The organism is Rhodoferax sp. MLSD5-FHT05B10 (assembly GCF_058793415.1).
Map to the genome: position 1 here is coordinate 162,200 of NZ_JBXAFT010000005.1, position 26,361 is coordinate 188,560.

At 63.9% G+C, this 26,361-nt stretch carries 27 protein-coding genes; 23 read left to right on the plus strand and 4 right to left on the minus strand.

Annotation, left to right across the window (positions count from 1 at the left end; translation table 11 throughout):
* Position 1: 1 nt before the first annotated feature.
* Positions 2–1,039 (plus strand): S49 family peptidase, encoded by a 1,038-nt coding sequence (locus AC1Q5W_RS09780; RefSeq protein ID WP_492645434.1) that lies wholly within the window; start codon positions 2–4, stop codon positions 1,037–1,039.
* Positions 1,040–1,076: 37 nt separating this feature from the next.
* On the opposite strand, the gene AC1Q5W_RS09785 is transcribed toward AC1Q5W_RS09780, so the two are convergent.
* A complete protein-coding gene (locus tag AC1Q5W_RS09785; protein ID WP_492645435.1) occupies positions 1,077–1,871 on the minus strand; it encodes an SAM-dependent methyltransferase in 795 nt (264 codons plus the stop codon).
* Positions 1,868–2,482: a Maf family nucleotide pyrophosphatase gene (locus AC1Q5W_RS09790; protein ID WP_492645436.1), complete on the minus strand. Its 615-nt coding sequence runs from the start codon at positions 2,480–2,482 to the stop codon at positions 1,868–1,870. The genes AC1Q5W_RS09785 and AC1Q5W_RS09790 overlap by 4 nt, the downstream gene beginning before the upstream one ends.
* A gap of 25 nt (positions 2,483–2,507) precedes the next feature.
* Between AC1Q5W_RS09790 and AC1Q5W_RS09795 the strand changes: the two genes are divergently transcribed.
* From AC1Q5W_RS09795 to nagZ, 22 genes are all read left to right on the plus strand, one after another.
* Entirely contained in the window at positions 2,508–3,056 is a 549-nt protein-coding gene (locus AC1Q5W_RS09795) for a YceD family protein (RefSeq protein ID WP_492645437.1), read from the plus strand.
* Positions 3,057–3,164: 108 nt separating this feature from the next.
* Complete coding sequence (gene rpmF, locus AC1Q5W_RS09800) at positions 3,165–3,347, plus strand: 50S ribosomal protein L32 (RefSeq protein WP_007873878.1); 183 nt, start codon at positions 3,165–3,167, stop codon at positions 3,345–3,347.
* Between the two features lie 110 nt (positions 3,348–3,457).
* Positions 3,458–4,483 carry a phosphate acyltransferase PlsX gene (gene plsX, locus AC1Q5W_RS09805; RefSeq protein ID WP_492645438.1) on the plus strand — a complete coding sequence of 342 codons (1,026 nt, stop codon included), beginning with the start codon at positions 3,458–3,460 and terminating at the stop codon, positions 4,481–4,483.
* Positions 4,484–4,510: 27 nt separating this feature from the next.
* Positions 4,511–5,488 carry a beta-ketoacyl-ACP synthase III gene (locus AC1Q5W_RS09810; RefSeq protein ID WP_492645439.1) on the plus strand — a complete coding sequence of 326 codons (978 nt, stop codon included), beginning with the start codon at positions 4,511–4,513 and terminating at the stop codon, positions 5,486–5,488.
* Positions 5,489–5,542: 54 nt separating this feature from the next.
* Positions 5,543–6,493: an ACP S-malonyltransferase gene (gene fabD, locus AC1Q5W_RS09815; RefSeq protein ID WP_492645440.1), complete on the plus strand. Its 951-nt coding sequence runs from the start codon at positions 5,543–5,545 to the stop codon at positions 6,491–6,493.
* Entirely contained in the window at positions 6,490–7,236 is a 747-nt protein-coding gene (gene fabG / locus AC1Q5W_RS09820) for a 3-oxoacyl-ACP reductase FabG (protein ID WP_492645441.1), read from the plus strand. The genes fabD and fabG overlap by 4 nt, the downstream gene beginning before the upstream one ends.
* Before the next feature lie 104 nt (positions 7,237–7,340).
* Positions 7,341–7,580, plus strand: coding sequence for an acyl carrier protein (gene acpP, locus AC1Q5W_RS09825; RefSeq protein WP_087496857.1), 240 nt, complete (start codon positions 7,341–7,343; stop codon positions 7,578–7,580).
* Between the two features lie 135 nt (positions 7,581–7,715).
* Positions 7,716–8,960 carry a beta-ketoacyl-ACP synthase II gene (fabF, locus tag AC1Q5W_RS09830; RefSeq protein ID WP_492645442.1) on the plus strand — a complete coding sequence of 415 codons (1,245 nt, stop codon included), beginning with the start codon at positions 7,716–7,718 and terminating at the stop codon, positions 8,958–8,960.
* Positions 8,961–8,983: 23 nt separating this feature from the next.
* Complete coding sequence (locus AC1Q5W_RS09835; protein ID WP_492645443.1) at positions 8,984–9,448, plus strand: hypothetical protein; 465 nt, start codon at positions 8,984–8,986, stop codon at positions 9,446–9,448.
* Positions 9,445–10,068, plus strand: a complete 624-nt coding sequence (gene rpoE / locus AC1Q5W_RS09840) for an RNA polymerase sigma factor RpoE (protein ID WP_492645444.1) — start codon at positions 9,445–9,447, stop codon at positions 10,066–10,068. Before AC1Q5W_RS09835 ends, rpoE begins: the two co-directional genes overlap by 4 nt.
* Before the next feature lie 11 nt (positions 10,069–10,079).
* Positions 10,080–10,697, plus strand: coding sequence for a sigma-E factor negative regulatory protein (locus AC1Q5W_RS09845; protein WP_492645445.1), 618 nt, complete (start codon positions 10,080–10,082; stop codon positions 10,695–10,697).
* A complete protein-coding gene (locus AC1Q5W_RS09850; RefSeq protein WP_492645446.1) occupies positions 10,694–11,698 on the plus strand; it encodes a MucB/RseB C-terminal domain-containing protein in 1,005 nt (334 codons plus the stop codon). Before AC1Q5W_RS09845 ends, AC1Q5W_RS09850 begins: the two co-directional genes overlap by 4 nt.
* Before the next feature lie 113 nt (positions 11,699–11,811).
* Entirely contained in the window at positions 11,812–13,239 is a 1,428-nt protein-coding gene (locus tag AC1Q5W_RS09855; RefSeq protein ID WP_492645447.1) for a Do family serine endopeptidase, read from the plus strand.
* A 484-nt stretch (positions 13,240–13,723) separates the two neighbouring features.
* Positions 13,724–15,532 (plus strand): translation elongation factor 4, encoded by a 1,809-nt coding sequence (lepA, locus tag AC1Q5W_RS09860; protein WP_492645448.1) that lies wholly within the window; start codon positions 13,724–13,726, stop codon positions 15,530–15,532.
* Positions 15,532–16,497 carry a signal peptidase I gene (lepB, locus tag AC1Q5W_RS09865; protein WP_492645449.1) on the plus strand — a complete coding sequence of 322 codons (966 nt, stop codon included), beginning with the start codon at positions 15,532–15,534 and terminating at the stop codon, positions 16,495–16,497. Before lepA ends, lepB begins: the two co-directional genes overlap by 1 nt.
* 13 nt (positions 16,498–16,510) lie before the next feature.
* The gene (locus AC1Q5W_RS09870; protein ID WP_492645450.1) at positions 16,511–16,864 is read left to right on the plus strand and encodes a DUF4845 domain-containing protein; all 354 of its coding nucleotides are present in this window, start codon (positions 16,511–16,513) and stop codon (positions 16,862–16,864) included.
* A gap of 16 nt (positions 16,865–16,880) precedes the next feature.
* Complete coding sequence (gene rnc / locus AC1Q5W_RS09875) at positions 16,881–17,552, plus strand: ribonuclease III (RefSeq protein ID WP_492645451.1); 672 nt, start codon at positions 16,881–16,883, stop codon at positions 17,550–17,552.
* 80 nt (positions 17,553–17,632) lie between these two features.
* Positions 17,633–18,592 carry a GTPase Era gene (gene era / locus AC1Q5W_RS09880; RefSeq protein WP_492646169.1) on the plus strand — a complete coding sequence of 320 codons (960 nt, stop codon included), beginning with the start codon at positions 17,633–17,635 and terminating at the stop codon, positions 18,590–18,592.
* Positions 18,579–19,331: a DNA repair protein RecO gene (gene recO, locus AC1Q5W_RS09885; RefSeq protein ID WP_492645452.1), complete on the plus strand. Its 753-nt coding sequence runs from the start codon at positions 18,579–18,581 to the stop codon at positions 19,329–19,331. Before era ends, recO begins: the two co-directional genes overlap by 14 nt.
* Positions 19,332–19,333: 2 nt before the next feature.
* The gene (locus AC1Q5W_RS09890; protein WP_492645453.1) at positions 19,334–20,080 is read left to right on the plus strand and encodes a pyridoxine 5'-phosphate synthase; all 747 of its coding nucleotides are present in this window, start codon (positions 19,334–19,336) and stop codon (positions 20,078–20,080) included.
* On the plus strand, positions 20,077–20,508 hold the full coding sequence (gene acpS, locus AC1Q5W_RS09895) for a holo-ACP synthase (protein WP_492645454.1): 432 nt from the start codon (positions 20,077–20,079) through the stop codon (positions 20,506–20,508). Before AC1Q5W_RS09890 ends, acpS begins: the two co-directional genes overlap by 4 nt.
* Before the next feature lie 92 nt (positions 20,509–20,600).
* Positions 20,601–21,704 carry a beta-N-acetylhexosaminidase gene (nagZ, locus tag AC1Q5W_RS09900; protein ID WP_492645455.1) on the plus strand — a complete coding sequence of 368 codons (1,104 nt, stop codon included), beginning with the start codon at positions 20,601–20,603 and terminating at the stop codon, positions 21,702–21,704.
* On the opposite strand, the gene AC1Q5W_RS09905 is transcribed toward nagZ, so the two are convergent.
* Positions 21,674–22,297 carry a 4'-phosphopantetheinyl transferase family protein gene (locus tag AC1Q5W_RS09905; RefSeq protein WP_492704155.1) on the minus strand — a complete coding sequence of 208 codons (624 nt, stop codon included), beginning with the start codon at positions 22,295–22,297 and terminating at the stop codon, positions 21,674–21,676. The two genes, nagZ and AC1Q5W_RS09905, sit on opposite strands and share 31 nt — an antisense overlap.
* 25 nt (positions 22,298–22,322) lie before the next feature.
* Positions 22,323–26,357: a Pls/PosA family non-ribosomal peptide synthetase gene (locus tag AC1Q5W_RS09910; RefSeq protein ID WP_492645457.1), complete on the minus strand. Its 4,035-nt coding sequence runs from the start codon at positions 26,355–26,357 to the stop codon at positions 22,323–22,325.
* Between the last annotated feature and the right edge of the window lie 4 nt (positions 26,358–26,361).

Genomic DNA, 26,361 nt, shown 5'->3' on the forward strand with positions numbered 1-26,361 from the left:
CATGACTGACTCCCATACCCCCAGCGGACCCGATACGGAAAATATGTATGCAGCCCCCGTGGAGTCTGCGCAGACAGCTACAAAAAAAGGAGCAAATCCGGATGCCGGCAACGCCCCCGGCTGGGAGCGCGCCACCCTGGAAAAGCTGGCCATGGCAGCGCTCACCGAGCAGCGCCAGGCCCGGCGCTGGCGCAACGGCATCCGGCTCGGTTGGCTGGTGTTTCTGGTGCTGCTGGTGTGGTTTGGCATGGAACGCGGGGGAACCAGCGCCGATATCTCCACGCCGCACACGGCGGTGGTGAAGATCCAGGGGGAAATTGCCTCGGGCTCCGAGGCCAGTGCCGAACTGGTGGTGGCGGCCATGCACAGCGCGTTCGAAGACAAGGGCGCCCAGGCCGTGGTGCTGCTGATCAACTCTCCGGGTGGCAGTCCGGTGCAGGCCGGCATCATCAACGACGAGATCCGCCGCCTCAAGGCCCAGTACAAGAAACCCATTTACGCCGTGGTGGAAGAAACCTGTGCCTCGGCCGCCTATTACATCGCGGTGGGTGCCGACCAGATCTTTGTCGACAAGGCCAGCGTGGTGGGCAGCATTGGCGTGCTGATGGACGGTTTTGGCTTCACCGGCCTGATGGACAAGCTGGGTGTTGAGCGCCGCCTGATGACGGCCGGCGAAAACAAGGGTTTCATGGACCCGTTCAGCCCCCAGACCGAGAAGCAGCGCGCGTTTGCCCAGGGCATGCTGGACCAGATTCACCAGCAGTTCATTGCGGTCGTCAAGGACGGCCGGGGCACGCGCCTGAAGGAAACGCCGGAAATCTTCAGCGGTTTGTTCTGGACCGGTCAGCAGGCCGTCGACATGGGGCTGGCCGACCACCTGGGCAACCTGGACTATGTGGCCCGTGAAATCGTCAAGGCCGAGGACTTGGTGGACTACACCCGCAAGGACAATGTGGCCGAACGCCTGGTCAAGCGCTTTGGCGCGTCCATGGGCGAAGGCGCTGTGCGCGCCATCCGCTCCCTTCCCGCGCTGCACTGATGCACAGGGGCCGCACCGGCGCACGCCGGTGGCGGTGTCACCGGCCGATGGCAAACACCGTGGGCGTGGCGTTGTCCAGCGCCCAGGGTTTGTGCTTCCAGTTCTTGACCAGGTCGCTGTGGCAGGTCGCCTGCGCCAGCGTCAGCCCGCTGGACGTGGCCAGGCGGGTGCCGGGCTGCAGAGTCTGCAGCAGCGCCTGCAGCAGCGCGGTGTTGCGGTACGGGGTTTCAATCAGCAGCTGGGTCTGTCCCGTTTTCACGGCCAGGGCCTCCAGCTCCCGGATGCGTCGGCTGCGCTCGTCCGGCGCGCTGGGTACATAGCCCACGAAGGCAAAACTCTGGCCATTGAGGCCGCTGGCGGCCAGCGCCAGCAGCAGCGACACCGGCCCGACCAGCGGCACCACGCGCAGGCCCAGATCGTGCGCGGCACGCACCACGGAGGAGCCCGGGTCGGCCACCGCCGGCATGCCGGCCTCGCTGACCAGGCCGATATCGGCACCCTGCAAGGCGGCCTGGAGCAGCGGGCGGGCGTCGAAGTCGCCCTGATGGTCCCCTTTCTTGTGGACGGCATGCGGCAGTTCCTGCAGCTGCATGGACTGCAGCGGCACGCACAGCGGGTGGTGTTCGCCGATGCGTTTGAGGTAGGCGCGGGTGGATTTGGCGTTTTCGCACACCCAGTGCTGCAGCGTTGCCGCAATTTCCAGGGTGCCTGACGGCATCACCCGGTCCAGGGGCGCCTGGGTGCTGCAGCCAAAGTCCAGCGGGGCGGGGACCAGATAGAGGGTGCCCCGTTGCGGGCCGCGCGTGGTGTCCGGGGCGGCGGTGTGGCTCATGCTGGCGCCCGGGTGGTATGCAGCAGGTCCATGCCGGCGGCGCGCAGCATCTGGCAGGTGCGGATCAGGGGCAAGCCCACCAGGGCGGTGGGGTCGTCGTTTTCGATGGCGCTCAGCAGGGAGATGCCCAGCCCCTCGCTTTTGGCGCTGCCGGCACAGTCGTAGGGCTGTTCCGCCCGCAGGTAACTCTCAATTTCGACGTCATCGAGCTCCCGAAACGTCACCTTGACCGGCGCCAGGGCCTCCTGGCTAAAGCCGCTGTCCAGGCACACCACCGCCACGGCGGTCTGGAAAATGACTGTCTTGCCGCGCATCTGGCGCAGCTGTGCCACGGCGCGGTCATGGTTGCCGGGCTTGCCCAGTGCCTGCCCGTCCAGGTCGGCCACCTGGTCCGAACCGATCACCACGCAGTCGGGAAAGCGGGCTGCCACTGCCTGTGCCTTGGCCAAGGCCAGGCGGCGGGCCAGCGCGGCGGGGTGCTCGCCGGGCAGGGGGGTTTCGTCCACATGGGGCGATTCGGTGGAAAACGGAATGCGCAGGCGCTCCAGCAGTTCACGCCGGTAGGCCGAGGTGGATCCCAGGATGAGTTTTCGGTTCGGAATGTCAGACATGGTGCGATTCTCTTACACTGCGCGCATGAAACATGACTACGACGCCGAACACCTCAATATTGCCGCTTTTGCCCGCGCGTCGGGCGCCTGGGAGGGGCAGGCGCCCCTGGCGCAGTTCGCGCGGCTGATGGAGGAAACCCGTGGGCAGGGGGGCGAAACGGCCGTCCGCTACGGGGTGCGGGGCGAGATGCGCGCCGATGGTGCCGGCGTGGAGGAAGCTTGGCTGCACCTGACTGCGCAGACGGCATTGCCCCTGACCTGCCAGCGCTGCCTGGGCCCCGTGGAGGTACCGGTAGCTTTTGAGCGGGAGTTCCGCTTTGTGGCCACGGAGGAGCTGGCGGCCGTGGAGGACGAAGAATCCGAAGAGGATGTCCTGGTGCTGAGCCGCGATTTCAATGTGCTTGAACTGGTTGAGGACGAGTTGCTGATGGAGTTGCCCGTGGCGCCCAAGCACCCGGTGTGCCCCGTGGCGGTAAAATTGCACGCAGCCGACCCGAATTTCGTCGATGCGCCGGCCGAAAAGCCGAACCCCTTTGCGGTGCTGCAGCAGCTCAAGAAGAAGGGCGCACCCTGAAACGGGTGCTTTAGGCTATAATGTGAGGCTTCGCGCGGTAAAGCAGTCGCGATTTTCACCAACCCAACGTGTTGCAACCTGTGCAGCACCTTTGCCCAGGAGCCAATCATGGCCGTTCAACAAAACAAAAAGTCTCCTTCCAAGCGCGGTATGCACCGCTCGCACAATGCCTTGACCGTTCCTGGCATTGCTGTGGAATCCACAACCGGCGAAACCCATTTGCGCCATCACATCAGTCCCACCGGTTTCTACCGTGGTCGCAAGGTGTTGAAGACCAAATCCGAAGCCTGAGCCAGGTTTTTCGCGTAAAGCCCGAAGCTACACACCCTGTAGCGACGGGCTTTTGTCTTTTCTGGCTTCTGGCGCGCGCCTGATGCCATTCATTTTTGGCTAGCTATCCCATGACCACAATTGCCGTTGACTGCATGGGGGGTGACCACGGGCCCCAAGTCACGCTGCCTGCCTGCAGGCATTTTCTTGATACGCACGCCGATGCGTCCCTGATTCTGGTGGGGTTGCCCGACCAGGTGGGCGGATTTTCCCATCCGCGTGCCACCGTGGTGACGGCCAGCGAGGTGGTGACCATGGACGACCCGCTGGAGATCGCGCTGCGTCGCAAGAAAGACTCCTCCATGCGCGTGGCCGTTCAGCAGGTGAAGGACGGCAAGGCCCAGGCCGCCGTTTCGGCCGGCAACACGGGGGCGCTGATGGCAATTTCCCGCTATCTGCTCAAGACGGTGGACGGTATCGAGCGTCCCGCCATTGCGGGGCAGATTCCCAATGCCACGGGTGGTGCCACCACCGTGCTGGACCTGGGGGCCAACGTGGATTGCTCGGCCGAACACCTGCTGCAATTTGCCGTCATGGGCGCAGCCCTGGTTTCCGTGCTCAACAACAAAGAGGCACCCACGGTGGGGTTGCTCAATATTGGCGAAGAAGTCATTAAAGGCAACGATGTAATCAAAAAAGCGGGCGAACTGCTGCGTTCTGCTGCCAAAACTGGTGATCTGAATTTTGTGGGCAACGTTGAAGGCAACGATATCTTCAAGGGCGTGGTGGATATCGTGGTGTGTGACGGCTTCGTCGGCAACGTAGCGCTGAAGACCAGCGAAGGCCTGGCCTCCATGTTTGGCACTTTTTTGAAGGCAGAGTTCTCCCGCAACATCTTCACCAAAATGGCCGCAATTGCGGCTTACTCGGTGCTAAATGCATTCAAGAGCCGATTTGACCATCGGCGGTACAACGGTGCGGCCCTGCTGGGCCTGCGCGGTCTGGTGTTCAAGAGCCATGGTTCGGCCGATGCGCTGTCCTTCGGGAACGCGCTGAACCGGGCGTATGATGCAGCCCGAAACAACTTGCTTGACCGTGTTCAGGTTCGCATCGCGCACGCAGCACCGCTTTTGGTGTCTGCAGACAGCCTGCAATAACCTCTACGGGTGTCACCAACCCCAACCATGAAACGATATTCGCGCATTTCCGGCACCGGAAGTTATTTGCCGCCGCACAGGTTAACGAATGCCGACCTGGTCGCCGATCTGGCGGCCAAAGGGGTCGAAACATCCCATGAGTGGATTGTGGAGCGCACGGGCATTCACGCCCGGCATTTCGCGGATGACGGGGTGTTCAGCAGTGACCTGGGTCTGGCGGCCGCCAAAAACGCGCTGCAGGCCGCTGGCTGCACGGCACAGGATATCGACCTCATCATCGTTGCCACTTCGACGCCGGACATGGTGTTTCCGTCCACGGCGTGCATTCTGCAGAACAAGCTGGGGGCCAACGGCTGCGCCGCTTTCGATGTGCAGGCTGTCTGCAGCGGATTCATTTATGCCCTGACGGTTGCCGATTCCATGATCAAGACCGGCGCAGCCAACCGGGCGCTGGTGGTGGGGGCGGAGGTGTTTTCCCGCATCCTGGATTTCAAGGACCGCACGACCTGCGTGCTGTTTGGTGACGGCGCGGGCGCCGTGGTGCTGGAGGCGTCGGACACACCGGGCATTCTGGCCAGCGACCTGCACGCGGACGGCAAGTACGTGGATATCCTGTGTGTGCCCGGCCATGTCTCGGGTGGCGCCATCCTGGGCGACCCCTTGCTGAAGATGGACGGCCAGGCCGTGTTCAAGCTGGCAGTGGGCCTGCTGGAAAGTGCGGCGCGCGCCACCTTGACCAAGGCCAACATGACCGATGCCGATATCGACTGGCTGGTGCCGCACCAGGCCAACATCCGCATCATGCAAAGCACGGCGCGCAAGCTCAAGCTGTCCATGGACAAGGTGGTGGTCACGGTGGACCAACATGGCAACACCTCGGCCGCGTCCATTCCGCTGGCGCTGGACTTCGCCGTTCGGTCCGGGCAGGTCAAACCGGGCGAAACTCTGTTGCTCGAAGGCGTGGGCGGTGGTTTCACCTGGGGTGCTGTGCTCCTGAATTTGTAGCTGCCTGCGCAGTGTTTGCGCGGGTTTGATGTCTTTTTTGGTACAAATACGGCCATGAAAAAATTTGCTTTTGTATTTCCGGGGCAAGGATCGCAGTCGGTCGGCATGCTCGATGCCTGGGGTGACCACCCGGTGGTGGCGGAAACGCTGCGGGAGGCGTCCGAGGCGCTTGGCGAAGACGTCGCGAAACTGATTCACGAAGGCCCCAAGGAAGCCCTGGCGCTGACGACCAATACCCAGCCCGTCATGCTGGTTGCCGGTGTGGCGGCCTACCGGGTCTGGATGTCCGAGGTGGGCGTTGCCCCCGCGGCGGTGGCGGGTCATTCGCTGGGCGAATACACCGCGCTGGTTGCCGCCGGTGCGCTGACGCTGGCGCAGGCGGCGCCACTGGTGCGGTTGCGGGCAAAGGCCATGCAGGAAGCGGTACCCGTCGGCATGGGCGCCATGGCGGCCATCCTGGGCATGGAGGCCGCCCGCGTGTCGGCCGGCTGCCTGGAGGCGACCCAGTCTTTTGGCCCCGGTTCCAGCGAAATCGTGGAGGCCGTCAATTTCAATGATCCCGCCCAGACGGTGATTGCGGGCAGCAAGGCGGCGGTCGACAAGGCTTGCGAGCTGCTCAAGGCCAATGGCGCCAAGCGGGCCCTGCCGCTGCCGGTATCGGCGCCGTTTCACTCCCGGCTGATGCAGCCGGCAGCCGAGAAGCTCAAGGAGCGCTTGGAGAGCATTGAGTTTGAAGTGCCCCAGATGGCGCTGATCAACAATATCGACGTGGCGGTGGAGGTCGAGGCCGACCGGATCCGCGACGCCCTGTACCGCCAGGCTTTCGGCCCGGTGCGTTGGGTGGAGTGCGTGCAGGCCATCAAGGCCCACGGTTTGACTACACTGGTGGAGTGCGGTCCGGGCAAGGTGCTGGCCGGCATGGTCAAGCGCATCGACCCGGAGTTGACGGGCTTGGCGCTGTTTGATCCGGCCAGCCTGCAAGAGTTGAAAGGTGCATTGGCATGAGCGAAGTGAAATTTGAAGGACAGGTTGCGCTGGTGACCGGCGCCTCGCGCGGCATTGGTGCCGCCATTGCTCTGGAGTTGGCCCGCAAGGGACTGAAAGTCATCGGCACGGCCACCACCGACGCGGGTGCCGCAAAGATCGGTGAAGCACTGGCGGCCTTTCCCGGCTGCGCAGGGCGCACCCTGGATGTGACCCAGGGCCCCGCTGGCGAAGCGCTGATTGACGCCGTCGTCAAGGAATACGGTGGATTGCAGGTGCTGGTCAACAACGCCGGCATCACGCGTGACAACCTGGCCATGCGCATGAAGGATGAAGAGTGGGACGCCGTGATGGAGGCCAACCTCAAGGGCGTGTTCCGCATGAGCCGCGCCGTGATGCGGACCATGATGAAGCAGCGCTATGGCCGCATCATCAGCATCACCTCCGTGGTGGGTGCCTCGGGCAACCCCGGCCAGGCCAATTACGCCGCCGCTAAGGCCGGTGTGGCCGGCATGACCCGCGCACTGGCGCGGGAGCTGGGTTCGCGCAATATCACCGTCAACTGCATCGCCCCCGGGTTTATCGAGACCGACATGACCGCCAGCCTGCAGGAAGAGCAGCAAAAAGCCCTGTTGGGGCAGATTCCGTTGGGTCATCTGGGCAAACCCGCCGACATTGCGCATGCTGTTGCATACTTGGCGTCTCCCGGCGCCAGTTACGTGACGGGGCAGGAGCTGCACGTCAACGGCGGCATGTACATGTAACGCACGAAAATCCAGCCGATTTGTCCGTTCGGCCGCCCGGTTAGAGTCAAGGCCCTAAGCCCGGGTAAAATTACGGATTCTTTTACAACCCTTAGAGGGAAGCCATGAGCGATATCGAAGTCCGCGTCAAAAAAATCATTGCCGAGCAACTCGGAGTGGAAGAGTCTCAAGTCACCAACGAAAAAGCCTTCGTGGCCGATCTGGGTGCCGATTCTCTGGACACCGTGGAACTGGTGATGGCGTTGGAAGACGAGTTCGGAATTGAAATTCCCGACGAAGACGCGGAAAAAATCACCACGGTCCAAAATGCGATTGACTACGCCAATACGCACAAAAAGGCCTGATGGGGTCTTGGCGGCACTGCGGTGTCGCCCCGCACGGGTTGCGACGGGCACGGTGGAAACACTGCTGCCTGCCGGCCCGACACTTTGCCGTTCCATGCGGCATTTTTTTTGACAAATTCCTGAAAACTGATTGCTATGTCCCGTCGCCGCGTTGTTGTCACTGGTTTGGGTTGTGTCAGTCCCGTAGGAAATACGGTCTCAGAGGCGTGGTCAAATTTGATCGCCGGCAAATCTGGCATTGACCTGATCACCAAATTTGATGCGTCCGCCTTTGCCTGCAAGATTGCAGGCGAGGTACGTAATTTCGATCTCGAGTCCTATATCAGTGCCAAAGACGCACGGGCCATGGACACGTTCATTCATTACGGCATCGCCGCCGCCGTGCAGGCCGTGGCGGATGCCGGATTGCCCACGGGTGATGCCCTGGGTGAGGAAGAGGCGACGCGCATTGGCTGCGTGATCGGCTCGGGTATTGGCGGTTTGCCCATGATCGAGGGCATGCACACCGAGTACGCCAACCGGGGACCGCGCCGCATTTCGCCGTTTTTCGTACCGGCGACCATCATCAACATGACCGCCGGTCATGTGTCCATGCGTTATGGTTTCAAGGGCCCGAACATCGCGATCGTCACCGCGTGCACCACCGGCTTGCACTGCATCGGTGAGGCCGGCCGCATGATCGAGTACGGCGATGCCGATGTCATGGTGGCGGGTGGTTCCGAAGCCACGGTATCTCCCTTGGGCATTGGCGGTTTTGCCGCCATGCGTGCCCTGAGCACGCGCAACGACGATCCCGCTACGGCATCACGCCCCTGGGACAAGGATCGCGATGGTTTTGTCCTGGGTGAAGGCGGTGGCGTGATGGTGCTCGAGGAGTACGAGCACGCCAAGGCGCGGGGCGCCAAGATTTACGCCGAGCTGGCCGGTTTCGGCATGAGTGCCGATGCGGGGCACATGACCGCTCCCAACATGGATGGCCCCCGTCGTGCCATGTTGAACGCCCTGCGCAATGCCGGTGTCAATGCCGATCAGGTGGATTATCTGAACGCGCATGGCACGTCCACGCCGCTGGGTGACCTGAACGAAACCAACGCGATCAAGGCGGCGCTGGGCGACCACGCCAAGAAGATCGTGGTGAATTCCACCAAGTCCATGACCGGCCACTTGCTGGGCGGTGCGGGCGGGGTGGAGTCGGTGTTTACTGTTTTGGCGTTGCACCACCAGAAGAGCCCGCCCACGATCAACATCTTCAATCAGGATCCGGAGTGCGATCTGGATTACTGCGCCAACACGGCCCGCGACGTGCGCATCGATGTGGCCGTCAAGAACAACTTTGGCTTCGGCGGGACCAACGGCACCCTGGTGTTCAAACGCATCTGAGGGGGGCGTGTCCCTGACAGCCCATGCACAGCGCCCCGGCGGTTAGTGTCACAGTAGCCCGGTCAGGGTGGCACTTGCGGGCCATCGGGGGGCTGGGTGTACTGGCGGGGCTTGCTGCCGGCGCACTGGCACCCGGTCTGCCACAGGCGCAGGCGCTTGGGCTGGTGGGCGTACTGCTGGCAACCGGCGCCACGGCGCTGGCGGGTTGGTACCGGTCTCCTGCCGGCTGTTTGCAGTGGGATGGCCGCCACTGGCACTGGCCGGTTTTCTCCGATACGCCGGACTGCCAGCTGACCCTGCACCTGGATTTCCAGCGCGTGATGGTGGTCTCCCTGAGCCATCCGTCACGGCGCACGGTCTGGCTGTGGCTGGAATCCGCATCGGGTGATGCGCGCTGGATGGCCTTGCGCCGCGCGGTGGTCGCCAGCCGGCGACTGGCGGCAACCGGAGATGGCGCAGCATCCCTGCAAGATGGAGGTTGCGCGTGAGTGCGCCACCGCCCGCGCCGGACCAGGATACCGATCTGCTGCTGGTGCAGCGCACCGTGGCGGGGGACCAGCGTGCCTATGGCTTGCTGGTGTTGAAGTACCAGCGGCGCATCCAGCGGCTGATCGGGCGCATGGTGCGCGACACCGATCTGGTTGAAGACATTGCCCAGGAGACCTTTGTCCGGGCGTACCGCGCCCTGCACCAGTTCCGGGGCGAGGCGCAGTTCTACACCTGGCTGTACCGCATTGCCGTCAATACGGCCAAGAAATTCCTGCTCGAACTCAAGCGCGACCCGACGGTTTCCGAGAGTTTCCTGGCGACGGACGATGAGGATGAAACTTCCTGGCGAAAACAGGAACCAATAGCCGGAGAGACACCGGAATCCCTTCTGGCGGCCAAGGAAATCGCGTCCGTGGTGAATGCGGCCATGGAGGATCTGCCGGAGGACTTGAAGGAAGCGATCACTTTGCGGGAGATCGAAGGTTTGAGTTACGAGGAAATTGCCGCCGTGATGGATTGCCCCATCGGAACCGTGCGCTCGCGGATTTTCCGGGCGCGGGAGGCCATTTCTGCCAAGGTCAAACCTTTGCTGGAAAAACAAATGGGTAAACGCTGGTGAGGTATGCGCACATGAACGAATTGACCCCCTTGTCTGGTGAACGCCTTTCTGCTCTGGCAGACGGGGGCTTGCGGGGCGACGAGTGCGCCCAGGCCCTGGGCCTCTTGCTGTCCCAGCCGCAGGCCATGCAAACCTGGCATGCCTACCATGTGGTGGGGGATGTGCTGCGCAGCGGGGAACTGGCGCCCACCACCGATGATTTTGCATTCTGGGAAACGCTGGAGCGCCGGTTGGCGCAGCAGCCGCAGCGCCCCAGTGGGTTGGAGGAGGGGGTGAGTCCCCTGGTCTCGGATAGCCGCACGGGTGCGGCGTTCAGGGCTGCGACCGACGGGGCCAATGCCCCCGTCTTCCGCTGGAAGCTGGTCGCCGGTCTGGCTTGCACGGCGCTGGTGGGGGTCGTGGGTTTGAACCTGTGGGGCACGGTGGCGCAATCCGGTGGCGCGCAGGTGGCGGCGGCGCCAGTTGCCGCACCCCAGGTGGTCGTTGCCGACACCAGTGCGGGGCCCATGCTCCGTGACCCGGATCTGGACGCGCTCATGGCGGCCCACCAGCAGTTGGGCGGCCATTCGGCCTTGCAGGTGCCGGCGGGGTTCTTGCGCAACGCGACGTATGAGGGGCCCGGGCGGTGAAGCGGTGGGCGCGCGCAGGCGCCGCTGCCGCGGTCACCGTGGTGCTGTGGGCGGCACAGGGGCCGGCCGTGGCGCAGGCGACCGCGCAGGACGCGGTTTCGGTGAACGCCTGGCTGATGCGCGTGCACCAGGCCTCGCGCCTGGGGGCGTATACCGGAACGTTCGTGGTGTCCGCCGGCGGCAGCATGGCCAGCGCCAAGATCTGGCATGTTTGCGAAGGCAACCAGCAGATGGAACGGGTGGAGTCCCTGAGCGGTGTGCCCCGTTCAACGTTCCGGCGCAACGACCAGGTGGTCACCTTTTTCCCCGAATCCAAGGTGGCCATTGCGGAGAGCCGCGAATCGCTGGGCCTGTTTCCCAGCCTGCTCAAATCCAGCGATTCGGCCATTGGTGATTTTTACCAGCTCAAGCCACAGGCCGGCGACCGCATTGCCGGCTTTGATGCCGATGTGGTGCAACTGGTCCCCCGCGACCGCCTGCGCTACGGTTACCGCGTGTGGAGCGAGAAGAAAACCGGGCTGGTGATCCAGTTGCAGACACTGGACCTGGATGGCCGGGTGCTGGAGCAGGCCGCTTTTTCGGAGTTGCAGCTGGACGCCCCGGTGAGCATGGGCAAGCTGTCGCAGATGATGGACCGCACCGAAGGTTACCGGGTCGAGCACCCTGACCTGCAGAAAACCAGCGCAGACGCGCAAGGGTGGGCGTTGCGCAAGCCGGTTGCGGGCTTCAAGCCCATGGGCTGCTACCGGCGTCCGGCAGCGGCGGCTGCGGGGCGGCGCGAGGACACCATGCAATGGGCCTTCTCGGACGGACTGGCAACGGTTTCGCTGTTTGTGGAGGCCTTCGACGCTCGCCGCCATGTGCGTGAGGGGGGCACGGACTTTGGGGGGGCGACCCACACCCTGACGCGCCGCCTGGCAGGTTGGTGGGTCACCGCGGTCGGCGAAGTGCCCCTGTCCACGTTGAATGCCTTTGTTCAGGAACTTGAACGCAAGAAATGAGTCTTCCACCAGACGCCTGTGACGGGCGTTTGTGTGGAAGTCCTGACGATGATTCTTTGAATGGAAGAACGACGATGACATCGATTGCAAAGCAACCCATGCGGACATTTTTCATGGCATTGGCCCTCACCGGGGCAACCCTGGCGGCGACCGTCATGCCGCTGCAGCCGGCTATGGCGCAGGTGCGCGCCCTGCCGGATTTCACGGAACTGGTCGACCAGGTGGGCCCCTCGGTGGTCAATATCCGGACGCTGGAGAAACTCAGCAACCGGGTGCCCACAGGGGCGCCGGGTGAGGAGGAAATGCTGGAGTTCTTCAAGCGCTTCGGCCTTCCCATGCCGAACATCCCGCGCCAGGCACCCCGCCAGAACCGCCCGCAGCAGGAAGAAGAACAGCCTCGTGGCGTAGGCTCCGGCTTCATTCTCACACCCGATGGATTCATCATGACCAATGCCCACGTGGTCGATGGAGCCGATGAGGTGCTGGTAACGCTGACGGACAAGCGCGAGTTCAAGGCCCGGATTGTGGGAGCGGACAAGCGCAGTGACGTAGCGGTGGTGAAAATCGAGGCCACGGGGCTGCCCGCGGTCCGGGTTGGCGACGTGAGCCGCCTGCGGGTGGGTGAATGGGTCATGGCCATCGGCTCGCCCTTCGGGCTGGAGAACTCGGTGACGGCGGGCATCGTCAGCGCCAAGCAGCGCGACACGGGAGACTATTTGCCTTTGATCCAGACCGATGTCGCCATCAATCCCGGCAATTCGGGGGGGCCGCTGATCAACATGCGCGGTGAGGTGGTTGGCATCAACAGCCAGATCTATTCCCGCTCCGGTGGCTACATGGGCATTTCGTTTGCCATCCCGATGGACGAGGCCATGCGTGTGAGCGACCAGCTGCGCAGCAGCGGGCGTGTGTCACGTGGACGCATCGGCGTGCAGATTGAGCAGGTGAGCAAGGAGGTGGCCGAGTCCATCGGTCTGGGCAAGCCGGTGGGCGCATTGGTGCGCGGGGTGGAAAGTGGCTCGCCTGCGGAGAAGGCCGGGGTGGAAGCCGGCGACATCATCACCCGGTTCGATGGCAAGGCGATTGAAAAATCCACCGACCTGCCTCGCCTGGTGGGCGGCACCAAGCCTGGCAGCCGCAGCACGCTCACGGTGTTCCGCCGGGGTGCCACCAGGGACCTGAGCATCGTCATTGCCGAAGTCGAGGCCGACAAACCCACCGCCAGGGCATCCGGGCGCGAGGAAAAATCCAAGGCTTCAGCCGCAGGACAGGCCTTTGGGCTGGCCGTCAGCGAAATTACCGATGCCCAGAAGAAAGAACTCAAGATCCGGGGCGGCGTGAAGGTCGATGCAGCGGTGGATGCGGCAGCACGTGCCGGTTTGCGCGAAGGAGACATCCTGCTGGCGCTGGCCAATGTGGAGGTGGTTTCGGTCAAGGACTTTGAGGCCGTCCTGTCCAAACACGACAAGAGCAAGCCCCTGAATGTGCTGTTTCGCCGCGGAGAGTGGACCCAGTACGCCATCATTCGTCCCGTCCGCTGAACGGGAATAGCGGCAAACAACCCTAAAACCGGCTGGGTTTTGGGGTTGTTGTGCGGCGTGCACTATCTTATTTTTTTCTGCCGAGTGCGCTGCACGATGTGGGCGCCCGCTAACTTTCTCGACCCATTTCGGGTTTTGGTTAGAATACGGGGTCTGTGCAGCGCATTCTGCGTATATGCAGGAAGCAAAAGTCCATGATATGGGATGCCCGGGAGTACCCCACAGCTGCTCCACAGATCACCCACATGTTGTCCAGAGCCTTCCCTTTTAAATTGTTGATAACCTGTGTACAAAATGACTGTTGTTGAGTCGCAACGACACCGGAATCCGATTTTTGGGGCTTTGCTCTCGGGGATTTTTGCCTACAATGAAGCTCCAACCTTCGCAGTTGCCAATGATTGTTGGTTCAGGGCGCGTCATTACCAGACGCGCCCTTTTTTCTTGCCCCTGCCGTTTTAATTCAACCACTTAAGCGTTTCCGTTGATGAATCACATCAGAAATTTTTCGATCATCGCCCACATTGATCATGGCAAATCGACACTCGCGGATCGCCTGATCCAGCGTTGCGGCGGGCTGGAAGCGCGCGAGATGGAAGCACAGGTTCTGGATTCGATGGACATCGAGAAAGAGCGTGGGATAACCATCAAGGCACAGACCGCCGCACTGCAATACAAGGCCAAGGATGGACAGGTCTACAACCTCAATCTGATCGACACCCCGGGGCATGTGGACTTCTCGTATGAAGTGAGCCGTTCGCTCTCTGCCTGCGAAGGTGCGCTGCTGGTGGTGGATGCATCGCAGGGCGTGGAAGCGCAAACCGTGGCCAACTGCTACACGGCACTGGACCTGGGCGTGGAAGTGCTGCCGGTGCTCAACAAGATTGATTTGCCCAATGCCGACCTGGACAACGCCCGATCGGAGATTGAGGACGTCATCGGCATTGATGCCACGGAGGCGATTCCCTGCTCGGCCAAGACGGGTGTGGGCATCGACGAGATCCTGGAAGCCATCGTGGCCAAGATTCCGGCGCCCCGCGGCAATCCCGATGCGCCACTGCGCGCCATGATCATCGATAGCTGGTTTGACAGCTATGTCGGCGTGGTGATGCTGGTGCGTGTGGTGGACGGTCGCCTGGTCAAGGGGGAACGCATCAAGATGATGGCCTCGGGCGCTGCCTACAACGCCGACAACCTGGGCGTCTTCACGCCCGCCAACCAGCCACGGGCTTCGCTGGAGGCCGGTGAGGTGGGCTACATCATCGCCGGCATCAAGGAATTGCAGGCGGCCAAGGTGGGCGACACCGTGACGCTGGAAAAGAAGCTCCCCAATAACCTGGGACCTGCCACGGAGGCGCTGCCCGGTTTCAAGGAAATCCAGCCCCAGGTGTTTGCCGGCCTGTACCCCACCGAGGCCAGCGAGTACGACTCCCTGCGCGACGCGCTGGAAAAGCTCAAGCTCAACGACGCCTCGCTGCACTATGAACCCGAAGTCTCGCAGGCCCTGGGCTTTGGTTTCCGCTGCGGCTTCCTGGGCCTCCTGCACATGGAGATCGTGCAGGAACGCCTGGAGCGCGAATTCGACCAGGACCTGATCACCACCGCACCCAGCGTGGTGTACGAGGTGGTGAAGAGCGACGGTGAGGTCATCATGGTCGAGAATCCCTCCAAGATGCCCGAGATCGGCAAGACGGCGGAAATCCGTGAGCCCATCGTCACGGTGCATTTGTACATGCCCCAGGAATACGTCGGCGTGGTCATGACCCTGGCCAACCAGAAGCGCGGCATCCAGATGAACATGGCCTACAAGGGCCGCCAGGTGGTGCTGACCTACGAAATGCCCCTGGGCGAGATCGTGCTGGATTTCTTCGACAAGTTGAAGAGCGTTAGCCGCGGTTATGCCTCCATGGACTATGAGTTCAAGGAGTTCCGGGCCTCGGATGTGGTCAAGGTTGACATCCTGCTCAACAGCGAGAAGGTTGATGCCCTGTCCATCATCGTGCACCGCAGCCAGTCGCAATACCGCGGCCGTGCCGTCGTGGCCAAAATGCGCGAAATCATCTCCCGCCAGATGTACGACGTCGCCATCCAGGCGGCCATCGGGGCCAACATCATTGCGCGTGAGACAATCAAGGCCCTGCGCAAGAACGTGCTGGCCAAGTGTTATGGCGGCGATATCTCGCGCAAGCGCAAACTCCTCGAAAAACAAAAAGCAGGCAAGAAACGCATGAAGCAAATCGGTTCCGTGGAAGTTCCACAAGAGGCCTTCCTGGCCATTTTGCAGGTGGAAGACTGATGCAGGCCATTACTTCAGTCATTCTGGCGGCTTTCGGGCTGTACGCGGCGTCCTGGTACTTTGGGCTGGTGGAAGGCAACTTTGCCTTGCTGCTGCTGCTGGCCACCGTGGTGACCGGCGTGTACTGGCTGGCAGAGCGCTTTTATTTCCTGCCACAACGCCAGAAGGCCGCAGCCTTGCTGGAAGCCAACGACCTCCAGCGCCGGGAAGAGCTGGGCAAGCAGGGCATCAGCCAGGTCGACGGCAATATCGCCGAAGCCAAGGTCCGTTTGCTCATGCAGCCCTGGTGGCTGGACTGGACGGCGGGTCTGTTCCCGGTGATCATCGTGGTGTTTCTGCTCCGTTCCTTCCTGTTCGAGCCGTTCAAGATCCCGTCGGGTTCCATGGTTCCGACCCTGCTGGTGGGGGACCTGATTCTGGTGAACAAGTACACCTACGGCCTGCGCCTGCCGGTGCTCAACACCAAGATCACCGCGGGCACGCCGCCCCAGCGCGGCGACGTTATGGTGTTTCGCTACCCTCCCAAACCCAGCCTGGATTACATCAAGCGGGTGGTTGGCGTGCCGGGCGATACGGTGGCCTACCTGAACAAGCGCCTGACCATCAACGGCCAGCCGGTTGCCACGACGGCCGTGCCGGAGTTCTTTGACGAAGAAGCCATGCGCTACTTCAAGCAGTTCGAGGAAACCCTGGGTGGCAAGAAGCACCGCCTGCTCAATGACGACGACCGCCCCGCATTCGTGCCCGGCGCTGACAACTTTGAAGGGCGCGACGGCTGCAGCTATACCGTGGAAGGCGTGACCTGCAAGGTGCCGGCCGGCCACTACTTCATGATGGGTGACAATCGCGATAATTCGCTGGATTCCCGCTATTGGGGCTTTGTTCCGGAAAAGAACATAGTCGGCAAGGCGTTTTTTGTCTGGATGAATTTTGGCAATCCCAAACGGATTGGTTCTTTTGATTGACAAGGGAAACAACATGACAGTGCAACGCAGGTCCCGGCAGCGCGGAATCACTTTTTTCGGCCTGATCTTTGTCGGCGCCGTGCTGGCCATCACCGGGGTGGTGGCGGCACAGGTGTTCCCAACGGTTCTGGAGTACCAGACGGTGGTCAAGGCCGTGAACAAGGCCAGTGAAGGCGCAACGGTTGCCGAGGTCCGCATGATTTTTGACAAGGCGGCTGCCATTGACAATATCAGCTCCATTGCCGGTGGTGACCTGGAAGTCACCAAAGACGGTGACAAGGTGGTGGTGAGTTTTGCCTACCAGCGTGAAATCCATCTGGCCGGTCCCGCGTACCTCACGCTGAAATACGCCGGCCGTTCCCGATAACGTGGCAGATGGTCTGATGGAGTTGCAGCGGCGCCTGCAACATGAATTTTCCAATGTCTCCCTGCTGACCCGGGCGCTGACCCACCGCAGCTTCTCCAGCGACCATTACGAGCGCCTGGAGTTTCTCGGGGATTCGGTCCTCAACCTGGCGGTGTCCGATCTCCTGTATGCTCGGCTGGGCTCCCTGCCGGAGGGAGACTTGTCCCGCGTGCGGGCCAATCTGGTCAAGCAGGAAACGCTGCACCAGCTCGCCGTGGGGCTGGGTCTGCCCGAGGTGATCCGGCTGGGGGAGGGCGAAGTGCGCTCCGGCGGCCAGAAGCGGCCGTCCATTCTGGCCGACACGCTGGAGGCCATCATCGGGGCCGTCTACCTGGACGCCGGTTTTGCCGCCGCCCAGACCCTGGTGCACCGCCTGTTCAACGCGGTGGAGATCACGCCGCAGATGGACGCCATTGGCAAGGATGCCAAGACCGAGTTGCAGGAGTGGCTGCAGGGTCGCAGAATGAAGCTTCCGGTGTACAAGGTGGTGGGCACCATCGGGGCGGCCCACAAGCAAAGCTTTGACGTGGAGTGCGAGATTCCCGAGCTGCAGCTGACCGAGCGCGGCATTGGCGGTTCGCGTCGATCCGGGGAACAGGCCGCAGCCGCCGCCATGCTGCAAACAATCAAGGCAAGAATCAAACCATGAGTGCTCCTAAAAAAATAGCTGCCAACGCAGAACCCTCGGGGGCTGGTAGCCGGCTAGAGCCGCAAACCGATCTGGACAGCATGCTGGAGGGCCTGCTCAAGAGCACGCCCAAGCTGGCCCAGCCCGGCACCGTCGCGGCAGGGCAGCGCTGTGGCCTGGTGGCCATTGTGGGCAAGCCCAACGTGGGCAAGTCCACGCTGCTCAATGCCCTGGTGGGGCAGAAGATCAGCATCACCTCGCGCAAGGCCCAGACCACGCGCCACCGCATCACCGGCATGCACACGCGCGGCGCGACCCAGTTCGTGTTCGTGGACACGCCGGGCTTTCAGACCCTGCACGCCAACGCACTCAACAAGTCGCTGAACAAGACCGTGCAGGGCGCGGTGGCCGACGTGGACCTGATCCTGTTCGTGGTCGAGGCGGGCAGCTTCACGCCGGCTGATGCCCGCGTGCTGGCACTGCTGGGCAAGAACATTCCCACTCTGTTGGTGGCCAACAAGCTAGACAACGTGCACCGCCGGGGCGACATTGCCCCCTGGCTGCAGACCATGCAGGAGAAGCACGCCTTTGCCGAGTTTGTGCCCATGTCGGCCAAGAACCCGAAGGACGTGGACCGCCTGCTGGGCATCTGCGAGCAATACCTGCCCGAGCAGGCCTGGTGGTATTCGGAAGACGAACTTACCGACCGCAGCGAGAAATTCCTGGCCAGCGAACTGGTGCGCGAAAAGCTGTTCCGCCTGACGGGCGACGAGCTGCCCTACACCTCCACCGTGGTCATCGACAAGTTCGAGGAAGAGCCGCCGCAGAAGAAGGGGCAGAAGCGCCTGTTGCGCATTGCCGCCACCATCGTGGTGGAGCGCGATCAGCACAAGGCCATGGTGATTGGCGACAAGGGCGAGCGCATCAAGCGCATCGGCATGGAAACCCGCGTCGAGCTCGAGAAGCTGGCCGACGCCAAGGTATTCCTGGAGCTGTGGGTGAAAGTGCGCTCCGGCTGGGCCGACGACGAAGCGCGGGTGCGCAGCTTTGGCTACGAATAAGCGCATCTCTGACGAGCCTGCCTATGTGCTGCACCGCTACGATTGGAGCGAGTCCAGCCTGATCCTGGAAGTGTTCACCCGCCACCACGGCCGCATTGCCCTGGTGGCCAAGGGTGCCAAGCGGCCCAGCTCCAGCTTTCGGCCCGTGCTGCTGCCGCTGCAGATGCTGCATGTGGCCTTTGGCGGCGACGCCGAAATTCGCACTCTCAAGAGCGCCGAGTGGCAGGGCGGCCACGTCATGCCCACGGGAGACGCGCTGCTCTCGGGCTACTACCTCAACGAACTGCTCCTGACCCTGCTGGCGCGCGACGATCCGCATCCGGTGTTGTTTGACGTCTATGCCAACGTGGTGCGCGTGCTCGCCAGCGAGCACGGCGAAGTCCTGCAGGCGGCGCTGCGCACGTACGAGTTGCTGTTGCTGCGCGAAATCGGCCTGCTGCCGCAGCTGGATCTGCAGACCATGACGCTGGGTGCACTGGATGCCGGTGCGCGCTACACCCTGGTGCCCGAAGGCGGCCTGCGCCAGGCCCACGCGGACGACCGTGCCAGCCTTACCGGTGCGCAGTGGACCGCGTTGCAGGCAGCGCTGGAGGACGGCGCCCCCTTTACCACCACGTTGCGCGCCTGTGCGGCCGTGATGGGCGAGCTCAAGCCCCAGCTGCGTACGCTGTTGCACTACCATTGCGGTGTCAAAACCCTGCGCACGCGGCAGATGATGATCGATATACAGGCGTTATAGACATGACCACGCACCTCTCCGTCAATCTCAACAAAGTGGCCTTGGTGCGCAATACCCGCCACCTCGGCATACCCAGCGTCACCCGTGCGGCCACCCTGTGCCTGCAGGCTGGCGCGGCCGGCATCACGGTGCACCCGCGCCCCGATGCGCGCCATATCCGCGCCGATGACGTAACCGATCTGGCAGCGCTCCTGAAAGACTGGCCCGACCGCGAATTCAATGTGGAAGGCAACCCCTTCCACAACTTGATGGACTGCGTGCGTGACCTGCTAGACCGCAAACTGCCGGTGCACCAGGTGACGTTTGTGCCCGATTCCGAAGGCCAGTTCACCAGCGACCATGGTTGGAACTTTCCCCAGGACGCCAACCGCCTGCGCCCGCTCGTTGCGCACGCCAAGGCCTGGGGCCTGCGCGTCAGCCTGTTCATGGACGCCGACCCGGCGGCGATGCAGGCCGCCAAAGACGTCGGCGCGGACCGTGTGGAGCTGTACACTGAGCCCTACGCCGCCGCTTGGGGCACGCCCCGGCAGGCCGTGCAGCTGGAGCGTTTTGCCCAAGCTGCCCGTGCGGCGCTCAAGGTCGGTCTGGGCATCAACGCCGGCCATGATCTGAACCGCGACAACCTGGCCGCCTTTGTGCAGCAGGTCCCGGGGGTGCAAGAGGTTTCCATTGGCCACGCGCTGATCTCGGATGCGCTGGAGCTGGGTTACGCCGCCACGGTCAAGGCCTATTTGGATTGCTTGAAGTGATCTACGGCATCGGCACCGACATCTGCGACGTGCGCCGCATGCGCGCGAGCCTGGAGCGCCACGGGGAACGCTTTGCCGCCAAGGTGCTGAGTGACGCGGAATATGCCGTCTGGAAGACCCGCAGCGCGCGCTGGCCCGAGCGGGGCGTGCGCTACCTGGCGACCCGTTTCTCCGCCAAGGAGGCGTTCAGCAAGGCCATTGGCCTGGGTATGCACATGCCCATGACCTGGAAGTCTTGCGAGATCGCCAACCAGCCCCTGGGCCACCCCCAGGCCGGGCAGCCCTACGTGGTGCTGCACGGCACGCTGAAAGACTGGTTCGAGGCGCGCCAGCTCCAGGTGCATGTGAGCGTGACCGACGAGACCGACTACGCCGCCAGTTATTGCGTCGTCGAGTTTCAGGGTGAAACAGGGCGCAAAGCCCCGTAAAATATGCGCAAACAGCTATTAAATATGTAGCATACTGAAAGCCCGCACGTCTGGCCTCCGGATGTGTGTCTTCCCACTTTCCCGCATCTGCCATGACCTTCCACGCCCCCCTCATCATCGACATTGCCGGCTTGACCCTGTCCAAGGTCGACCGCAAGCGCCTCAAGCACCCGCTGGTCGGCGGCCTGATCCTGTTTGCCCGCAACTGGCAGGACCGCGCACAGCTCACGACGCTGTGCCACGACATCAAGAAAGTGCGATCGGACCTGCTGATCTGCGTGGACCACGAAGGCGGGCGCGTGCAGCGCTTCAAGACCGATGGCTTTACCCATCTGCCGCCCATGCGTGCCCTGGGCGAGATGTGGATGGCGCCGCCCAGCGCCACCACCGCCAGCAAAAAAGCCGGCCCCCTGGATGCCACCAACGCCGCCACGGCCTGCGGCTATGTGCTGGGCGCCGAGCTGCGGGCCTGCGGCGTGGACCTGAGCTTTACCCCGGTGCTCGATCTGGACCATGGCGAGAGCGGCGTCATCGGCGACCGCGCCTTTGCCCGCGACCCGCGCGTGGTGAGCCTGCTGGCCAAGAGCCTGATGCATGGCCTGCTGCAAAGCGGCATGGCCAACTGTGGCAAGCATTTCCCCGGCCACGGCTTCGTCAAGGCGGACTCTCACACCGACATCCCGGTGGATACGCGCAGCCTCAAGACCATCCTGGCCGACGACGCGGCACCCTACCGCTGGCTCAACACCGTGACCACCAGCGTGATGCCGGCGCACGTGATCTACCCGAAGGTGGACGCCCGCCCGGCCGGTTTCTCCAGCACCTGGTTGGGCGACATCCTGCGCGGGCAACTGGGCTTTGACGGTGCCATCTTCAGCGACGACCTCTCCATGGCGGGTGCCCGCCTGATCGACGGCCAGCCGGTGAGCTACACCGAAGCGGCGGTGGTCGCGCTGAACGCGGGCTGCGACATGGTGCTGTTGTGCAACCAGTCGACGCCCAACAGCGAAGGCGGTGGCCGCGCGGTGGACGAGCTGATCGACGGCCTGACGGAAGCCCAGCTCAAGGGCCACTGGCAGGCCCTGGAGGCCAGCGAGGCGCGCCGCCGCGCCTTGCTGCCCCGCGCGCCGGCGCCGCATTGGGACGCGCTGATGGTGAGCCCGGCCTACATGCAGGCGCTGGACTGGCTGCCCTGATCGCCCGGCACGGCCACGGCGCCACACCAGCCGGGTAGTACATCCAACGCCGTGACCGTGCACGTGGCCAGGCGCTGCTCCAGCGCCGGGGTCCACTCGGTGAGCGCCAACCCCAGGCATTTGAGACGGGCTTCGTGCGCCGTCCATGCGCGGGCAAATGCCAAAGCCTGTTGACCGGGCGTTGCCTGGGCGATGCGGCGCTGCGCCGCTGGTCCGAGGTAGTCCCGTGCCACTGTCTCCCAGTCGGGCATCCCGTCCGCCCCGTCCCCTGTGCGCATGACATCCACGCCAACGGCCCCGTGCCGGTGCACCGCCGCCACACTGAGTCCGGGGGCATGGCTCACCGACAGGCCGATGCGCGTGCCGGGCTGGTCCAGCATCAGTGCCTGTCCCGGCTGTGAGACCAGCGGCAGCGTTCCCGCCGGTTGCTGCAGAACCGCCGCCAGCAGGTCGCGCACGGCGGCACGCGTGTGTGCACGGGCTGCTTGCCGCATCTCGGTGTCGGGCGTGGCGATGCGGATGACGGCGAGCGCCGGCGTGGCGCGCAGCGCCGCTAGCGCGCAGGCAGTAGCCTGGGGCCAGGCATGTGTCATTACGGAGGCACCCATGTGACTGGGGTCAGTGGCGCCGGGGCGCTGCCGGGCAGCCGCGCCAGCTGCTGGCCGGGGGAATGAACTCGCCTTTCATTACCAGCGTCAAGGTGCCCAGCTGGGCGTGGTCGCCGACCACCGCGCCGTACAGCACCGCGCTGCGCGGCCCCATGGTGACGCGCTGGCCAATCGTGACGTGGTCGATCTTCATGACGCGGTCTTCGAACAGATGGGTTTGCGGGCAGGCCAGCGCGTTGAGTTCGCTGTAATCCCCGATGGTGACGCAGTCAAATTCGGTAATGTCGGTGGTGTCTATGTACACCCCTTTGCCAATGCGGCTGCCCAGAATGTTCAAGGCCAGGGGCAACCAGGGTGTGCCGCGCAGGTAGCGCATGAAATTGGGAACGGCAATGCCTTCGTACAGGTTGGTCACCCCTTCGGACAACCACACAAACGGTGTCCACATCGGCACGCTGCAGGGGCGGTAGCGCCGGATCAGCAGCCATTTGAGAAGGACGATGCAGATGAAGGTGCCCACGCCATACAGCAGGCCCGCAGCCGTGAGGTAGCTGATGACGTCGACCCAGCGCCCCTCACCCGCCATCGGCATCACGTTGAGTACGATGGTGTAGCCGACCGAAATCACAATGGCGTGCGGTGCGATGATGCGAAAGGCCTCAATCAGGCCACGCGCCAGCCGGCGAAACGGGGAAGGGTGGTAGGTCAGGTGTTCGGCAAAGCCCGTGGTCTGTTCCCGCGCCGGCAGATGGATGGGGGGCGAGCCCAGCCACGTGTCGCCATTGCGCATCCGGTCGTTGACCGGCACGCTGGAGTGCACGCCGATCAGCACGTTCTCGGGCAGGGTGGTGCCGTCGGGCACGTAGGCGCCGTTGCCGACAAAGCTGCGTTTGGAGACCACGGTAGGGCGCATGGTCATCCAGCCGCCGTCGATGTGCTCATCCCCCAGCATCACCGCATCGGCAATGAAGGTTTCATCGCCCAGTGTGAGCATGTCGGGAACCAGGCCCAGCGCGGTCGAGATCTCGGCATCACGCCCGACCTTGGCGCCGAGCAGCCGGTACCAGTACGGCGCATAAATGGTGGCATACACGCCGTGCAGCACGTGCAGGCTGGACTCCTGAATCTGGTTGACCAGCCACTTGGCGCAGTACAGGTTGCTGTGCACTGGCGAGCTGCCCGGCTTGAGGCGCGGCAGCACCACCCAGCGGATGCCCGCAGACGCCAGTGCGGTGCAGACCACCAGCACCCCGGCCGCCGGAAAGGCCAGCACAAAGTACTTGGCCATCTGGAACGACAGGTCGTTGCTGGCCAGCATGGGAAACCGGTCCACGTCGTCAATCCAGTCGATCAGGATGAAGCTGGGGAACACCGGCAGGAAGAACAGCGTGGCGATCAGCAAGGCACCGAGGAAAAAATACACTGCCTCGCCGGCCGCGCGCCGGCGCGACAGCGGCGGGCGTGGCGGGTTGGTGCCCGTATCGAAGGCTCCGGTGTCGCGCCCCGGTGAGCCGCTCCAGATGCGCCCTGGCCCCACCGACTCGCCGTCGCCCAGTGCCGACTGGCCCTCCACGTGACCGTAGGCACCGACCGCGGTGTTGCCTTCCAGAATGGCATAGGAGCCGATGCAGGCGTCCGGGCCGATGTGGATCGTGCCGAGCAGCAACTCGCCATGCTCCACCCGGGCGTTCTCGAAGTTGGCGGCGTTGCCGATGCTGGTGCCGTCGCCAATGGACAGCAGGTCCGCCGCGCGCAAGGTCAGCGATCCGATGGTGACGTTACGCCCGACCCGGGCCCCCAGTGCCCGCAGCCACCAGGCGTACAGGGAGGAGCCGCTGAGCAGGTACGTGGGCGCGGATTCCACCAGCCGGTCCGCCAGCCACCAGCGGTAGTACATCACGCCCCACAGCGGGTAGCGCCCGGCCCGCAGGCGACCGACGATCAGCCATTTGCCCGCAATCGCCACGCCAAATTCCAGCAACGTGGCCAGCAAAAAAGCCCCCACCGATGCGGCGATGGCCAGCGCCAGGGAGTCGCCGGGCTCGCCGGTGAAGAAATGGTAGGTGAAGAAAGGGGCCAGCCACTGCGCCATGCGTATGGCCACCAGACCTGGCACGGCGGCAGCCTGGGCGGCGCCGCAGACCCAGCGCTTGAGGGCGGAGGGTGGGGTCCAGCCGGTGTCGACCACCGGGCCTGCCGCCGGGGGCGCATCCAGCACCTGGGCGATCAGGCCCACGGTGCGGTGGTGGTAGATGTCGCGCACCGTGATGTGGGCAAAGCGCGGGTCGCTGCGCAGGGCGGAGGCAAGCCGCGCCGCAAACAGGGAGTGACCGCCGAGGTCCGAGAAGAAATCGGCACTGCGAACGATCGCCTCCCCGGGAAAGAGCTTGGCCAGAGCCGCAAACAGGGCTTCCTCGGCCGGGCTCTGGGGCGCATCGGACGGGGCGGCGGCGTTGCCGGCTGCCACCGCCAGCGGGCGCGCCTTCAAGGCGTTGCGGTCAATCTTGCCGGAGGTCAGGCGCGGCATTTCCGCCAGCGGCTCAAAATGGCCGGGCACCATGTAGGACGGCAGCAATTCGGCCAGAGCCGCGCGCAGGATGACCCCGGAGACGGCGGTGCTGCCATCGGCCACGAAGAAGGCGATCAACTGGTCAATGCCTTCTTCCTGGCGCAGGATGACGGCTACGGTGCCTATGCCGGGCTGGTGGGCCAAGGCGGCCTCGATCTCTCCCAGCTCCACCCGGAACCCGCGGATCTTCACCTGGTCATCGGTGCGGCCCAGGCACTGCACGCATCCGTCGGCATCGATGCGCGCCAGGTCCCCGGTGCGGTACAGGCGGGCGTCGTGGGCATGGCGGCTCCAGGGGTTGGGCAGGAATTTTTCCGCCGTCAGATCGGGGCGGCCCAGGTAGCCGACCGCCACGCCCGGACCGGTGATGCACAGCTCGCCGACTTCGCCGCGCGGCACCAGTTCCAGACCGTTTTCCAAGGCGGTATGGATGACGAGCAGGCCGTAGTTGGGCAGGGGCCGCCCGATGGTGACGGGCGCGTGGGCGTGGAGCTCGGCCAGACTGGCCGATACGGTGGCTTCGGTGGGGCCGTAGGTGTTGAAGACCTGGCGGCCCGGCGTGGCCCAGCGGTCCGCCAGCGCTTGCGGGCACATTTCGCCGCCCAGGTTGACCAGACGCAGCGTCGGCACGTCCTGGCTGAACAGGGCCAGCAGGGTGGGCACGGCGTGCAGCACGGTGACGTGGTGGTCGGCCAGCGCCAGCGGCAGAAGCTCCGGATCGGAGGCGATCTCCTGGGGTGCGATCCACAGCGTGGCGCCGACCAGGTAGCTGATCCAGATCTCCTCGAATGACATGTCGAAGGCGACCGAAAACCCCTGGTACACGCGGTCATCGCCGCGGATGCCCAGCAGGGCGTTTTCGCTGCGCAGAAAGTGGCAGATGCTGCCCTGGCTGATCGCTATGCCCTTGGGCTTGCCTGTGGAGCCCGAGGTGTAGATCACGTAGGCCGGGTGCGTGGGCAGGGCCCCGGCGCGGCGCGGTGCGTCGTGTGGCGCGGGCAGGGGGGTGTGCAGCTGCTCTGCCGTCCAGATGCCGGTGCCGGGGTGGGGCAGCTGGGGCGCGAACGCCGCGCACGTCACGATGCCCACGGCGTGGGCGTCTTCCAGGCACACCGCAATGCGCTCCACCGGCGTGCCGGCATCGAAGGGCAGCCAGGCGGCGCCCGTTTTGGCAATCCCGGCCTGCATCACCAGCAGGTCGATGCCGCGGGGCAGCCACAGGCCCACAATGTGTCCGGGCCGCACACCGGCGTGGATCAGGTGGGCGGCCACGCGATCGGCCTGCGCGTTCAGCGCCGCATAGCTTAGCTGCTGTTCGCCATAAATCAGGGCCAGCTGGTGCGGAACGCGGTGGGCTGTTGCTTCCAGCAGATCGGCCAGGACTTCGGTGCGAATCAGCTCTGGCTGAAGCGGACCTGGCAGGATGTCGGGGTGGTCGGTAGAGGTTGGCAGAGGGGTCACCGCAATGGAATCCATTCCC